General features: G+C 71.2%; 11 protein-coding genes. 7 read left to right on the top strand and 4 right to left on the bottom strand.

The window, feature by feature from the left end; genetic code table 11:
• Window positions 1-9 precede the first annotated feature (9 nt).
• Both AC5P09_RS19105 and AC5P09_RS19100 read right to left on the bottom strand, forming a co-directional pair.
• Window positions 10-1,413: a M16 family metallopeptidase gene (locus AC5P09_RS19105; protein WP_493875033.1), complete on the bottom strand. Its 1,404-nt coding sequence runs from the start codon at window positions 1,411-1,413 to the stop codon at window positions 10-12.
• Complete coding sequence (locus AC5P09_RS19100; RefSeq protein ID WP_493875032.1) at window positions 1,410-2,804, bottom strand: M16 family metallopeptidase; 1,395 nt, start codon at window positions 2,802-2,804, stop codon at window positions 1,410-1,412. Before AC5P09_RS19100 ends, AC5P09_RS19105 begins: the two co-directional genes overlap by 4 nt.
• Before the next feature lie 392 nt (window positions 2,805-3,196).
• Here AC5P09_RS19100 and AC5P09_RS19095 point away from each other — a divergent pair, with 392 nt between their 5' ends.
• Window positions 3,197-5,653, top strand: a complete 2,457-nt coding sequence (locus AC5P09_RS19095; RefSeq protein WP_493875031.1) for a DNA gyrase/topoisomerase IV subunit A — start codon at window positions 3,197-3,199, stop codon at window positions 5,651-5,653.
• On the opposite strand, the gene AC5P09_RS19090 is transcribed toward AC5P09_RS19095, so the two are convergent.
• Window positions 5,650-6,717 (bottom strand): CobW family GTP-binding protein, encoded by a 1,068-nt coding sequence (locus tag AC5P09_RS19090; protein WP_493875030.1) that lies wholly within the window; start codon window positions 6,715-6,717, stop codon window positions 5,650-5,652. The two genes, AC5P09_RS19095 and AC5P09_RS19090, sit on opposite strands and share 4 nt — an antisense overlap.
• Before the next feature lie 319 nt (window positions 6,718-7,036).
• Here AC5P09_RS19090 and AC5P09_RS19085 point away from each other — a divergent pair, with 319 nt between their 5' ends.
• Window positions 7,037-7,588 (top strand): DUF6082 family protein, encoded by a 552-nt coding sequence (locus AC5P09_RS19085; protein WP_266432867.1) that lies wholly within the window; start codon window positions 7,037-7,039, stop codon window positions 7,586-7,588.
• Window positions 7,589-7,679: 91 nt separating this feature from the next.
• The gene (locus AC5P09_RS19080; RefSeq protein ID WP_307677757.1) at window positions 7,680-7,916 is read left to right on the top strand and encodes a hypothetical protein; all 237 of its coding nucleotides are present in this window, start codon (window positions 7,680-7,682) and stop codon (window positions 7,914-7,916) included.
• Window positions 7,917-8,083: 167 nt separating this feature from the next.
• Here the strand turns inward: AC5P09_RS19080 and AC5P09_RS19075 are convergent, their stop codons facing one another.
• Window positions 8,084-9,250: a citrate synthase/methylcitrate synthase gene (locus AC5P09_RS19075; protein ID WP_493875029.1), complete on the bottom strand. Its 1,167-nt coding sequence runs from the start codon at window positions 9,248-9,250 to the stop codon at window positions 8,084-8,086.
• 122 nt (window positions 9,251-9,372) lie between these two features.
• Here AC5P09_RS19075 and AC5P09_RS19070 point away from each other — a divergent pair, with 122 nt between their 5' ends.
• The 4 genes from AC5P09_RS19070 to AC5P09_RS19055 all read left to right on the top strand — a co-directional run bounded on the left by AC5P09_RS19070 (window position 9,373) and on the right by AC5P09_RS19055 (window position 14,103).
• Window positions 9,373-10,629 carry a citrate synthase gene (locus AC5P09_RS19070; protein WP_493875028.1) on the top strand — a complete coding sequence of 419 codons (1,257 nt, stop codon included), beginning with the start codon at window positions 9,373-9,375 and terminating at the stop codon, window positions 10,627-10,629.
• 52 nt (window positions 10,630-10,681) lie between these two features.
• Entirely contained in the window at window positions 10,682-11,626 is a 945-nt protein-coding gene (locus AC5P09_RS19065; RefSeq protein WP_493875027.1) for a ferredoxin family protein, read from the top strand.
• Window positions 11,627-11,755: 129 nt separating this feature from the next.
• On the top strand, window positions 11,756-13,426 hold the full coding sequence (locus tag AC5P09_RS19060) for an ATP-binding protein (RefSeq protein ID WP_266432877.1): 1,671 nt from the start codon (window positions 11,756-11,758) through the stop codon (window positions 13,424-13,426).
• Window positions 13,423-14,103: a response regulator gene (locus tag AC5P09_RS19055; protein WP_493875026.1), complete on the top strand. Its 681-nt coding sequence runs from the start codon at window positions 13,423-13,425 to the stop codon at window positions 14,101-14,103. Before AC5P09_RS19060 ends, AC5P09_RS19055 begins: the two co-directional genes overlap by 4 nt.
• Window positions 14,104-14,115 lie beyond the last annotated feature (12 nt).

Here is a 14,115-nt window from a genome sequence, read left to right as displayed (position 1 = left end):
CGCGTGCGCCTACTCCGCCGAAACGACGGTGACTTCGCCGATCCCGAGAGCCTCCACGGGCTCCTTGATCTGCGCCGCGTCCCCGACGAGGACGGTCACCAGACGGTCGACCGGGAAGGCGCTCACGACCGCCGCGGTGGCCTCGACGGTGCCCGTCGCCGCGAGCTGCTGGTAGAGCCTCGCCTGGAAGTCGTCCTGCAGGTGCTGCTCGACCTGGTCGGCCAGCGTGCTCGCCACGGCCGCCGCCGTCTCGTACTTCAGCGGCGCCACTCCGACGAGGTTCTGCACGGCGACGTCACGCTCGGCGTCGGTGAGCCCTCCGGCGGCGAGGGTGCGCAGCACCGTCCACAGGTCGTCAAGGGCGGGGCCGGTGTTCGGGGTGTCGACGGAGCCGCTGATCGCCAGCATCGCGGCACCTGTAGCCCCTCCGGGGGAAGAAGGGGCAGCGGAGCGCATGACCTGACCGAACGCCCGCACACCGTAGGTGTAGCCCTTTTCCTCGCGCAGGACGCGGTCCAGGCGGGAGGTGAGGGTGCCGCCCAGGCAGTAGGTGCCGAGTACCTGGGCGGGCCACACGCGGTCGTGCCGGTCGGGACCGATACGGCCGATCAGCAGCTGCGTCTGGACGGCGCCGGGGCGGTCCACGATGACGACCCGGCCGGTGTCGTCGGCGGTCACCGGCGGCACGGGACGGGGCTCGGCCGAGGAGCCGGTCCAGGAGCCGAGGGTGTCACCGAGCAGCGCGTCGAGGTCGATGCCGGTGAGGTCGCCGACGACCACGGCGGTGGCGGTGGCGGGGCGGACGTGCTTCTCGTAGAAGCCGCGCACGGCCGCGGAGTCGATGTTCTCGACCGTCTCCTCGGTGCCCTGGCGCGGGCGCGACATGCGCGAGGTCGCCGGGAACAGCTCCTTGGAGAGCTCCTTGGCGGCACGCCGGGACGGGTTGGCCAGCTCGTGCGGGATCTCGTCCAGGCGGTTGCGGACCAGTCGCTCGACCTCGCTGTCGGCGAACGCGGGCGCCCTGAGCGCGTCTGCGAGCAGACCGAGCGCCTTGGCCAGGCGGGAGGCGGGGACCTCGAGGGAGAGCCGTACGCCGGGGTGGTCGGCGTGCGAGTCGAGGGTGGCGCCGCAGCGCTCCAGCTCGGCGGCGAACTCCTCGGCGGAGTGCTTGTCGGTGCCCTCGGAGAAGGCCCGCGCCATGATCGTGGCGACGCCGTCCAGACCGGCCGGTTCGGCCTCCAGGGGAGCGTCCAGGAGCACCTCCACGGCGACGACCTGCTGGCCGGGGCGGTGGCAGCGCAGCACCGTCAGGCCGTTGTCGAGCGTGCCGCGCTCGGGCGCCGGGAAGGCCCAGGGCCTGGCCTCGCCGGCCTGGGGCTGGGGGTGGAATTCCATCGTGGCGAGCTCGGTCACCGGGCCGCCTCCTCGTTCTTGTCGCCGGCTTCGACCGTGGCCTCGGCCTCGGGGTCTTCGGGGGGATCCGCGTCCTCGGCAGGTTCTGGGGAGATCGGCTCGTAGACGAGCACCGCGCGGTTGTCGGGGCGCAGGCGGGCCTTGGCGATCTGCTGGACCTCCTCGGCCGTCACGTCGAGGACGCGCTGTACGGCGGTCAGGGCGAGCTGCGGGTCGCCGAACAGGACGGCGTACCGGCACAGTTCGTCGGCACGGCCCGCGACCGTGCCGAGCCGGTCCAGCCACTCGCGCTCCAACTGGGCCTGGGCGCGCTCCATCTCCTCGGCCGTGGGGCCCTCCTCGGCGAACCGGGCGAGCTCCTCGTCGATGGCGGCCTCGATGACCGGCACCTCGACGTCGCCGGACGTCTTCACGTCCAGCCAGCCCAGGGAGGGCGCCCCGGCCAGCCGCAGCAGGCCGAAGCCGGCCGCCACCGCCGTACGGTCACGCCGTACGAGCCGGTTGTAGAGCCGGGACGACTCGCCGCCGCCGAGGACGGTGAGCGCCAGGTCGACCGCGTCGCACGCGCGCGTGCCGTCCTCCGGGAGCCGGTAGGCGGCCATCAACGCGCGCGCGGGGACCTCTTCCTCGACGACCTCGCGCAGCTGCTCACCGATGATCTCGGGCAGCGAGCCGTCGCGGGGCGCGGGCTTGCCGTCGTGCGGTGCGATGGACCCGAAGTACTTCTCGATCCAGGCGAGCGTCTGCTCCGGGTCGATGTCGCCGACGACCGACAGGACGGCGTTGCCCGGCGCGTAGTACGTGCGGAAGAACGCGCGCGCGTCCTCCAGCGTGGCCGCGTCCAGGTCGGCCATCGAGCCGATCGGGGTGTGGTGGTAGGGGTGGCCCTCCGGGTAGGCAAGGGCGGTGAGCTTCTCGAAGGCCGTGCCGTACGGGACGTTGTCGTAGCGCTGCCGGCGCTCGTTCTTGACGACGTCCCGCTGGTTCTCCATCGACTCGTCGTCGAGGGCGGCCAGCAGCGAGCCCATGCGGTCGGCCTCCAGCCAGAGGGCGAGCTCCAGCTGGTGGGTGGGCATGGTCTCGAAGTAGTTGGTGCGCTCGAAGCTGGTGGTTCCGTTGAGCGAGCCGCCGGCGCCCTGGACCAGCTCGAAGTGGCCGTTGCCCTTGACCTGGCCGGATCCCTGGAACATAAGGTGCTCGAAGAGGTGAGCCAGGCCGGTACGACCCTTGACTTCGTGGCGCGAGCCGACGTCGTACCAGAGGCACACCGCCGCGACGGGGGTCAGATGGTCCTCGGAGAGCACCACGCGCAGGCCATTGGCCAGGCGGTGCTCGGTCGCTGTCAGTCCGCCGGAGCCTGCCTGGGCTGTGGCCGTGTGACCCATGGGCATGTACGTCCCTTCGATCGCGGTCGCGGTCGCTGAAAACCGCGGTTTTCCTGCCGGTCCTGCCACTGTATGCAGCGTGCGGGCGGTCGGCGAAGTTCCCGGACGACGTACGCCGTCAGCGAGATCGCGTAGCCTGCGGGCAACCGCGGTCAGGCGCCCGCCCGCATTCCGGGCCGGGCAGCCGACAGAGGGCCCTGGCCCGCACTGTCAGTGCCGCGGTCCACAATGGTCCGCGTCAGATCCCGTTCACGCTTCAGCACGAGTGAGCCGAAGGGACGCGGCGGTGTCGAGAGGTCGAGCGCGCTGAGGCCCGAAGGGCTGAGCACGATCGGGCTCTCGAGACCGACCTGAGCGTCCCGTAGGCGAACTACCAGAAACAGGAGGAGCCGGCAGCGATGGCCCGCCGCAGCACGAAGACCCCGCCGCCCGACGACTCGTACGAGGAGAAGATCCTCGACATCGACGTCGTCGACGAGATGCAGGGCTCCTTCCTCGAGTACGCGTACTCGGTCATCTACTCCCGCGCCCTGCCGGACGCCCGCGACGGCCTCAAGCCGGTGCACCGGCGCATCGTCTACCAGATGAACGAGATGGGCCTGCGCCCCGATCGCAGCTATGTGAAGTGCGCCCGGGTCGTCGGCGAGGTCATGGGCAAGCTGCACCCGCACGGCGACGCGTCGATCTACGACGCCCTGGTGCGCATGGCCCAGCCCTTCTCCATGCGCGTCCCGCTGGTCGACGGCCACGGCAACTTCGGCTCGCTGGGCAACGACGACCCGCCGGCCGCCATGCGGTACACCGAGTGCCGCCAGGCCGAGGCGACGAGCCTGATGACCGAGTCGATCGACGAGGACACGGTCGACTTCAACCCCAACTACGACGGCCAGGAGCAGGAGCCGGTGGCACTGCCGGCCGCCTTCCCGAACCTCCTGGTGAACGGGGCCTCGGGCATCGCGGTCGGCATGGCCACGAACATGCCGCCGCACAACCTGGCCGAGGTCATCGCGGCCGCCCGTCACCTGATCCGCTACCCGAACGCGGACCTCGAGGCCCTGATGCGGCACGTCCCGGGCCCCGACCTGCCCACCGGCGGCCGGATCGTCGGCCTCTCCGGCATCCGGGACGCGTACGAGACGGGCCGCGGCACCTTCAAGATCCGCGCGACGGTGGCCGTGGACAACGTGACGGCGCGCCGCAAGGGCCTGATCGTCACGGAGCTGCCCTTCACGGTCGGTCCCGAGAAGGTCATCGCCAAGATCAAGGACCTGGTCGGCTCGAAGAAGCTGCAGGGCATCGCGGACGTCAAGGACCTCACCGACCGGGCGCACGGCCTGCGCCTGGTCATCGAGATCAAGAACGGCTTCGTGCCGGAGGCCGTCCTGGAGCAGCTCTACAAGCTGACGCCCATGGAGGAGTCCTTCGGCGTCAACAACGTGGCGCTGGTGGACGGCCAGCCCCTCACCCTCGGTCTCAAGGAGCTCCTGGAGGTCTATCTCGACCACCGCTTCGAGGTCGTGCGCCGCCGCAGCGAGTTCCGCCGCACCAAGAAGCGCGACCGTCTGCACCTGGTCGAGGGCCTGCTCACCGCGCTGGTGGACATCGACGAGGTCATCCGCCTCATCCGCTCCAGCGACAACTCCGCGCAGGCCAAGCAGCGCCTGATCGAGCGCTTCTCGCTGAGCGAGATCCAGACGCAGTACATCCTGGACACGCCGCTGCGCCGCCTCACCAGGTTCGACCGCATCGAGCTGGAGTCGGAGAAGGAGCGGCTGAACGCGGAGATCGCGGAGCTGACCCGGATCCTCGACTCGGACTCCGAGCTGCGCAAGCTGGTCTCCGCCGAACTGGCCGCGGTGGCGAAGAAGTTCGGCACCGAGCGGCGTACGGTCCTGTTGGAGTCGGCGGGCTCCCCGGCGGCCGCCGTGCCGCTCCAGGTGGCCGACGACCCGTGCCGCGTGCTCCTGTCCTCCACGGGCCTGCTGGCCCGTACGGCGAACGGCGAGCCGTTCCCGGAGGACGCCGACGCCCGGCGCACCAAGCACGACGTGATCGTCTCGGCGGTGCCGGCCACCGCGCGCGGCGAGGTGGGTGTCGTCACGTCCTCCGGGCGCCTGCTGCGGGTGAACGTCGTCGACCTGCCCCAGCTCCCGGACACCGCGGCCGCGCCGAACCTCTCGGGCGGCGCCCCGGTGGCGGAGTTCGTCCCCCTGGAGGGGGACGAGACGGTGATCTGTCTGACCACGCTCGACGAGTCCTCACCCGGTCTGGCGATCGGCACCGCGCAGGGCGTCGTCAAGCGCGTGGTGCCCGACTATCCGACCAACAAGGGCGAGCTGGAGGTCATCACCCTCAAGGAGGGCGACCGGATCGTCGGCGCGGTGGAGCTGCGCACCGGCGAGGAGGACCTGGTCTTCATCACGGACGACGCGCAACTGCTGCGCTACCAGGCCTCCCAGGTCCGCCCCCAGGGCCGCCCGGCTGGCGGCATGACGGGCATCAAGCTCACCGAGGGCGCGAAGGTGATCTCCTTCACGGCCGTGGATCCCGCCGCGGACGCGGTGGTGTTCACGGTCGCGGGCTCGCGCGGCACCCTGGACGACTCCGTCCAGACGACGGCCAAGCTGACCCCGTTCGACCAGTACCCGCGCAAGGGCCGGGCCACCGGCGGTGTCCGCTGCCAGCGCTTCCTCAAGGGCGAGGACTGCCTGTCGCTGGCCTGGGCGGGACCCGTCCCGGCGAAGGCGGCACAGAAGAACGGCACCCCGGCCGACCTCCCGGAGATGGACCCGCGCCGCGACGGCTCGGGTGTGTCGCTGCCGAAGACGGTGTCGGTGGTGGCAGGACCGGTCTAAGGCTCCTCGGGGGCCTCTGCCTCCGGGGCCTCGTCCTCCGGCTCCTGTACGTAGCGCAGAACGCCCCACATGCCGTGCTCGTCGGCGTGTGGGGCGTCGCTCTTGCACGCCTGAAGCTCCTTGCCGAGGGCGGACGCGTCGATGCCGGAGCCGATGAGCACCAGCTGGGTGAGGCGGGCCTCGGCGGGCGTCCAGGGCTCCGGGTAGAAACGCAGGAACCGCCCGACGGCATGCACGGCGTAACGGTTCCCGGAGTCGTTCGGCCCGAAGTCGACGTACCCCTTGATCCGGTACAACCCCTCGGGCCTGCTGTCGAGGAACTGCATCAACCGGCGTGGGTCGAGCGGCACTTCGGAGACGAAGGCCACACTGTCGTAGCCGCTGTGCAGGTGCTGGTCGTGGCTGTCCCCGCCCGCGTGATCGTGCAGGTCGTCGAAGGACAGCTGCCCGATACGTTCCTCGCTGGGCCGGCAGTCGAAGAGGAACTCGGGGTCGACGCGGCCGTAGCGCGCAGGCACGACGGCTGCCCGGTTGACGAGGGACCGGACCAGATCGAGGACCCGCTCGCCGTCGGCGACCCGGTCGAGCTTGTTGACGACGACGAGGTCGGCGAGGCCGAGGTGCCGGTCGATCTCGGGATGCCGCGCGCGGGTGTCGTCGAACTCGGCGGCGTCGACGACCTCGACCAGCCCGCCGTACACGATCCCCGGATGCTCACTGGCGAGCACCATGCGCACGAGTTCCTGGGGTTCGGCGAGACCGCTGGCCTCGATCACGATGACGTCGATGCCGAGGGACGGCCGGGCGAGCCGCTCCAGGTACTCATCCAGCTCACTGGCGTCCACGGCACAGCACAGACACCCGTTCCCGAGGGAGACCGTGGAGTCGCCGAGGGCCCCGGCGACGGCCATCGCATCGATCTCGATGGCCCCGAAGTCGTTGACGACGGCACCGATACGGCTGCCTCCGCTGCGGTGGAGGAGATGGTTGAGCAGCGTGGTCTTGCCGGAGCCGAGGAATCCGGCGAGCACGACGACCGGGATCTGGTGCGAGCTCCGACTCAACGCGCTACCTCTCTCACGCCACCGCGTACGCCGGTCTGACCCCCTGCGCACGTCCAAGGATTGAATGCCCACCCAGGATACGAGCCGTAAGAATCGCCGCTGAGTGAACGATTGTTAGCAGTCCTTGCGGGGCAGACGTTGGGGAAGGCGCCGGATTGTGCGACCCTCGCTTCCCTCCGTGCGCCTCCTCTCCGCCTCCCCGCCGATCAGAGCCGCTCGGCATTCTGGGAGACGGCAAGCGCCGCCCACCGCTCGCCGGTCCCCTCCGTCGACCCGCACCCCGACGACCGGCGGACGGCCGCCTGATTCGGGGGTTGACATGGCCACACGGAAGCACACCGCGGGGAGGCTGGGCCCTGCCGCGCTCACTCTCCTGGCTGCCACCGCCACCATGACGGTGGCAGCGCGTCAATGGTGGTTGGAGAAGGCACGTCGGCACGACAGGAGGCTGGAACTCGAAGAGTTGGCGATCCGGCGCAAAGCTCTGGCCCATCAGCAGCGCATGCACTGGGAGTTGCTGGCGAGGGCGATCGACGATCCCTCTCTCGCCGCGGTGATCGACTCCTACGACAAGAGCATCCCGGCGGAGAGGCGCCGTCAGTTCTTCTACGCCAACGCCTGGTACGCCTACCTCTACCACCTCTACCAGGCGGAACTCCTGGGTCGGGAGGAGCTGTACACGCGCCTGCGGGAATTCTTCCAGAGTCCGGTCTTCCGTGAGTACTGGGAGGCATCGAGGCACATGCGCGCCAGCCTGGACGAGTCATCCGTGGAAGCGCAGTTGGGGCACATGGTCGATGGCCTCGTCCGGGACTTCGACGAATCCGACACGGACGAGTGGTGGGTCGTCGGTGATCCGCCGACCGAGTGATTTTCTTGCGGTCCGGCCACAGGGGACTCAGAAACACCAGTAACCTGCTCCCCACCACTATGCCCAGACCTTTTCGTAAGGACCGGTACCTTTGAAGATCGTGCGCCGCATCGGTGTGCCTCCCAGCGCCCGAGGCAGTAGTTCAGGAGCTACCTGCCCGGACCTGTTCGAACTCAGCGACGGCAACTTCGCCGTCATCGGCACCGAGGCAACCGAGGCACTGGAGCGTGAACTCCCCGCCGATGCAGCCCGCGCCGACTACGAGCGCATCGTCATCGTCAGCAGAGAGACCCTGATTCGCGCCAAGGCGGACATCCCCGACGTCTGACGCCGAGCGAGCCCCCTCTCACCCACACGCGTCCCGCGAAGCTTCCCCGGCCGCACAGAACCGCTGAGCGACCTGGGCATCGACCCGGCGAGCAGTTCGTCACCCCGTACCTGCTCGATCATCACCGATGAGGCCTGGCGCCAGAACGGCACCAGGCCACACGTATGTCAGGCCGCCCGAGGCACCGCCACCGGCGCCCCCGGCCCCACATACCGCGCCACCGGCCTGATGATCTTCGAGTCCGCCGCCTGTTCCAGGATGTTGGCGCTCCAGCCCACCACGCGCGCCGCCGCGAACGTCGGCGTGAACATCTCGCGTGGCAGGCCGCACAGTTCCATGACCACGCCCGCGTAGAACTCGACGTTGGTGTGGAGTTCCCGGCCCGGCTTCAGTTCGGCGAGGATCCGCTCGACGTGGCGCTCGACCTCGACGGCGAAGTCGACGCGCGAACCGCCGAACTGCCGGCAGACCTCGCGGAGCATCCGGGAACGGGGATCCTCCGTGCGGTAGATCGCATGACCGAAGCCCATGATGCGGTCACCGGCCAGGACCCGCTCGCGAATCCAGGAGTCGATGCGGTCGGGCGTCCCGATCGCGTCCAGGGTGTCCAGCGCACGACTGGGCGCACCCCCGTGCAGGGGCCCGGACAACGCCCCCACCGCCCCCACGAGACACGCCGCCACATCGGCACCGGTCGATGCGATGACCCGGGCCGTGAAGGTTGATGCGTTGAAGCCGTGATCAATGGTTGAAATCAAGTACTGCTCCACCGCCCGGGCCCGCGCCGGCTCCGGCTCCGAACCCGTCAGCATGTAGAGGTAGTTCGCCGCATACGACAGGTCCTCGCGCGGCTCCACCGGCTCCAGCCCCGCGCCCAGTCTGTGCAGCGCGGTGAGCAGCGTCGGTACGGCCGCCGCCGCGACGACGGTGTCCTGGCGACGCCGGTCCGGGTCGAGGTCGTACACCGGGCGGAAGCCCTTCGCCGAGCCGAGCAGCGACAGCGCGGTCCGCATCCCGGCGAGCGGACCGGAGCCCGCGCCGGCCGCGGCGATGGCGGGCAGCGCGGCCAGCACCTCGTCGGGCAGCCGCCGCAGCGCGGCGGTCTCGGCGGCGAAGGCGGCGCCCCGTTCCGCGTCCGGCAGTGCGCCGTGGATCAGCAGATGCCAGACGTCCTCGAAGCTGCGGGTCTGCGCGAGTTCGACGGCCGAGTACTGGCGGTAGTGGTAAAAGCCCTCGCGTCCCCGTACGTCACCGATCTCGGTGTCGGTGACGACGACGCCCGCGAGTCCCCGCGGTACGTCGACCAGAACGGCCGCTGACCTGTTGACGGACATGATTCCTCCCTCGACTTGATTTGACTGTCCATGCTGACTGATTACCTGTCAATATTGATTGAATCAATACAAGCGAATCAATATCCGATCAATGCAGCGAGCTGCGGATACGGTGACGTCCTATGCGCGATCAAGAACCCCTCCCCGTCCCCGCCGGACAGCGGCTGAGCACCAAGGAGGCCGCCGAGCTGCTCGGCGTGAAGCCCGAGACCGTGTACGCCTACGTGAGCCGCGGTCAGCTCACCAGCCGGCGTGTGCCCGGCGGCCGGGGCAGCACCTTCGACGCCAAGGAGGTGGAGGCGCTCGCCCGGCGCAACAGGCGGGACGGCGGCGGAAGTTCCGGCTCCGGAGGCGAACTGTCCGTACGGACGCGTATCACGTTGATCGAGGCGGACCGGTACTACTTCCGGGGCGTCGACGCCATCGAACTGGCCGCACGGCACTCCTACGAAGAGGTCGCCGAGTGGCTGTGGACGGGGCGGCCCCGACCCGGTGCCACCTTCACTGCGCCCGAGGCCGCCGTCGCCGTCGCCCGCCGTGCCGTGGACGCGCTGCCCGAGCACGCCGCTCCCACCGACCGGTTGCGGGTCGCGGCGATCGCCGCCTCGGCCGCGGATCCGCTGCGCTTCGACCTCTCCGAGGAGACCGTGCTCGGCACCGCGCGCGTGCTCATCCCCACGCTGGTCGCCGCCCTGCCGCCGGTCCTGCACGACCGGGGCGACGGCGGCCCCCTCGCCCACCGGCTGTGGACACGGCTCAGCGGCCGGCCCGCCGACGAGGCTTCCCTGCGCGCCCTGGACACCGCGCTCGCCCTGCTCGTCGACCACGACCTTGCCGCGTCGACCCTCGCCGTCCGTGTCGCCGCGTCGGCCCGTGCGCACGCCTACGCGGCCGTCTCCGCCGGGCTCGGCGTGATCGAGGGGCCCCTGCACGGCGCGGCCGGCGGGCTGGCCCACAAGCTGCTGCTCGACGTGCTCGACCAGGGCAGCGCGGTCCCCGTGATCGCGGACGAACTGCGGGCCGGCCGCCGTATTCCGGGGCTGGGCCATCGCCTCTACCCCGGCGAGGACCCACGCGCGCGTGCCCTGTTCGCCCTGCTGGAGCAGATCCCCAGGGCCGAGCCCGCCCTCGCCGCCGCCCACGACATCGTGGCCACCACCGCCCGCCACGCCCCCCTGCACGCCAATGTCGACCTGGCCCTCGCCGTCCTCACCGCCTCCTCCGGCATGCCCGCCACGGCGGCCGAGACGATCTTCGCGGTGGCCCGAACCGCGGGCTGGATCGCCCACGCCCTGGAGGAGTACGGGGAGCGCCCCCTGCGGATGCGCCCCAGCGGCCACTACGTCGGACCCAGGCCGCCGCAGCCCCTCCCGGAGTAGGCCACACCCCGCCGGAAGTCACCCTGCCTCAAGTCAGGTTAGGCTCACCTCTGTGAGTACGTGCTCAACCGTCTCCCAGGAGCTCGACGAGCCCATTTCCGGGACCGCGGCCACAGCGAGGACCTGGCTGCTGCTGGAGCAGCCAGGCCCCTGGGGTGCCACGGCGCTCACTTCGAGCCACCTGGACCCCGCACTGGGACGTGCCCTGGAAGCGGCCGCGAAGGGCACGGACGTGCGCGTCGCGCTGATCCGCCGCCCCGGGCGGCACGCCGACAGCGGCACGCCGACCACGCGTCACGTGTACGCCGCGCACACCCTGCCCGGCAACGCGTGGCTGCGCTCCGCCACCACCCGCGACCCGCGGGAACTGCTCGACCTCGACTTGGCCGCGCTCGGCGCGGGCGACCACAGCAGTTTCGACACGGCGCTCGACGGGCGGCCGCACACCGGCGAGCCGCTCGCCCTCGTCTGCACCAACGGCAAGCGCGACCGCTGCTGCGCGCTCCTCGGCCGCCCGCTGGCCGCCGAGCTGGCCGCGTCCGGCGTCGGGGGCACCTGGGAAGTCACCCATCTGGGTGGTCATCGCTTCTCGCCGACACTGCTCGTCCTGCCGTACGGATACGCCTACGGCCGGGCCGAGGCCCATGCCGTCAAGGAGATCCTGCACAGCGTCCAGGAGGGGCGGATCGTCGTGGAGGGGTGCCGCGGGAACTCGGCCTGGGAGCGGCCCGGCCAGGCGGCCGAACTGGCCGTGCGCTCGGCCACGGGCGAGTACGCGGCGGACGCCCTCGCCGTCGTCCGCACGGAAGGCGCGGCGCCGCGCTGGGAGGTGACCGTCGCCCACGCCGACGGACGCCGCTGGCGTGTCGTGGTGGCCCAGAGCGCGTCCCTGCCGGCCCGCGCGGAGAGCTGCGGAGCGTCGGTGCTCGGCTCGCCCGCGCGCATGGACGTGGTGGCGGTGTGCGAGCTGACGGCGGCGACGGCGCTCGCGAGCTGAGGGCACACGCACCGACTTCACCGAGCCCTGTCGCACCACACGCGTCATCCAGGCGTCTCACATATTGATCAAGTAATCCACGCCACACCCCCTGCGGCAGCCGAGACCCACCCACGTACCGTCATGGGTATGAGCCGCACTTCCCCCGCCCGCCGCCTGCGCCTCGGCCTGCCGCGGCGCGTGTTCTCGCAGGTGCTGCTGATGCAGCTGGCGATCGCCGCGGGCGTCGCGGTGCTCGCGACCGGACTCTTCCTCGCCCCGCTCAGCGACCAACTGGACGACCAGGCGATGCGCCGTGCGCTCGCGATCGCGCAGACCACCGCCGCCGAGCCGCGGATCGCCGAAGAGGTCAAGAACACGCCTCCGACAGCCGACGGGCCCGTCCAGAGGGCGGCGGAGCGGATCCGCGAGACCACCAGGGCCGAGTACGTCGTGGTGATGGACTGGCGGGGCGTGCGCTGGTCGCACCCCACCCCCGACCAGGTCGGCAGGACCGTCTCGACCGACCCCGGCCAGGCTCTCGCCGGCAAGGAGGTCATGGAGATCGACAGTGGCACCCTGGGCCGCTCCGCCCGCGGCAAGGTGCCGCTGCGCGACAGCGACGGCGACATCGTCGGCGCCGTCTCGGTCGGCATCGCGTACGACAGCGTGCGCGCGCGGCTGATCCACGCGATCCCGGGGCTGTTCGCGTACGCCGGCGGCGCCCTGGCCGTCGGTGCGCTGGCCGCCTGGCTCATCTCCCGCCGGGTCCATCGACAGACCCGGGACCTGGCCTTCTCGGACATCTCGGGCCTGCTCGCGGAGCGCGAGGCCATGCTGCACGGCATCCGGGAGGGCGTCGTCGCCCTGGACCGCACCGGTCGCGTGCGCCTGCTCAACGACGAGGCGCAGCGCCTGCTGGGCATCGGCGACGAGGCCGTCGGCCGCTCCCCGGACGAGGCGCTCGGCGAGGGCCGCACGGCCGACGTGCTCGCCGGCCGGGTGACGGGCACCGACCTGCTCACCGTGCGCGGCCAGCGGGTGCTGGTCGCCAACCGCATGCCCACCGACGACGGCGGCGCCGTCGCCACCCTGCGCGACCGCACCGAGCTGGAGCAGCTGGGCCGGGAGCTCGACTCCACGCAGGGGCTGATCGACGCACTGCGCGCCCAGGACCACGAGCACGCCAACCGCATGCACACGCTCCTCGGGCTGCTCGAACTGGAGATGTACGACGACGCCGTGGACTTCGTCGGCGAGGTCGTCGGCGACCACCGCGCCACCGCCGAACAGGTCACCGAGAAGATCCAGGACCCCCTGCTCGCCGCTCTGCTGGTCGGCAAGGCGACCGTCGCGGCCGAGCGCGGGGTCGCCCTGTGGGTCTCGGACCGGACCCGGCTGCCGGACCGGCTGGTCGACCCCGGTGGGCTGGTCACCATCCTCGGCAACCTGGTCGACAACGCGCTGGACGCCGTCGCGGGCACGCCGCACGCGCGCGTGGAGGTCGAGTTGCGCGCGGAGGGGCGGACCGCCGTCCTCAGGGTGCGGGACACGGGGCCCGGAGTCCCGGTGGAGCACCGCGAGCTGGTCTTCACCGAGGGCTGGTCCACGAAGAAGCCGCCGGCCCACCGGAACCGCGGCATCGGGCTCTCCCTTGTGCGCAGGCTCGCCGAACGCCAGGGTGGCAGCGCCAGGGTCGGCGAGGCGGGCGGCGGGGGTGCGGAGTTCACGGTCGTCCTGCCCGACGCCCTGGCCGAGCCGGAACCCGCCCTCACGGCGCCGCAGGCCCAGCCGTCCGCCACCGAGGAGGAATCGCGATGATCGAGGTCCTGGTCGTGGACGACGACATCCGGGTCGCGCGGGTCAACGCCGCCTATGTCGAGAAGGTCCCGGGCTTCCATGTGGCCGGCGAGGCGCACAGCGCGGCCGAGGCGCTGAGCCAGTTGGAGGCGCTGCCCCAGGTGGACCTGATCCTCCTGGACCACTACCTGCCCGACGAGACGGGCCTCACGGTCGTCCAGGAAATGCGCCGACGTGGCCACCAGACCGATGTGATCATGGTGACGGCGGCGCGGGACGTCTCGACCGTGCAGGCCGCGATGCGACAGGGCGCGCTGCAGTACCTGGTCAAGCCGTTCGCCTTCGCGGGCCTGCGCGCCAAGCTGGAGGCGTACGCGCAGCTGCGCCGCACCCTCGAGGGCGGCGGCGAGGCCGAACAGGCCGAGGTCGACCGTATCTTCGGCGCCCTGTCCACACCGTCGGAGCCCGCACTCCCCAAGGGCCACTCCCCCACCACCGCGGAACTCGTACGACGCTCCCTCATGAACGCCGAAGGCCCCCTGTCGGCCCAGGAGATCGCCGAGCGCACCGGAGTGAGCCGCCAGACCGCCCAGCGCTATCTGAAGCTCCTGGAGCGCACGGGGCGGGCCAGACTCACCCTCAAGTACGGCGACGCGGGCCGGCCGGAGCACCGCTATGTGTGGGCGACCCACGGCTGAGAGCCGACCGGT

The sequence above is a fragment of the Streptomyces sp. a15 genome, assembly GCF_059026085.1.
This window is presented reverse-complemented; position numbering and strand designations above follow the sequence as displayed.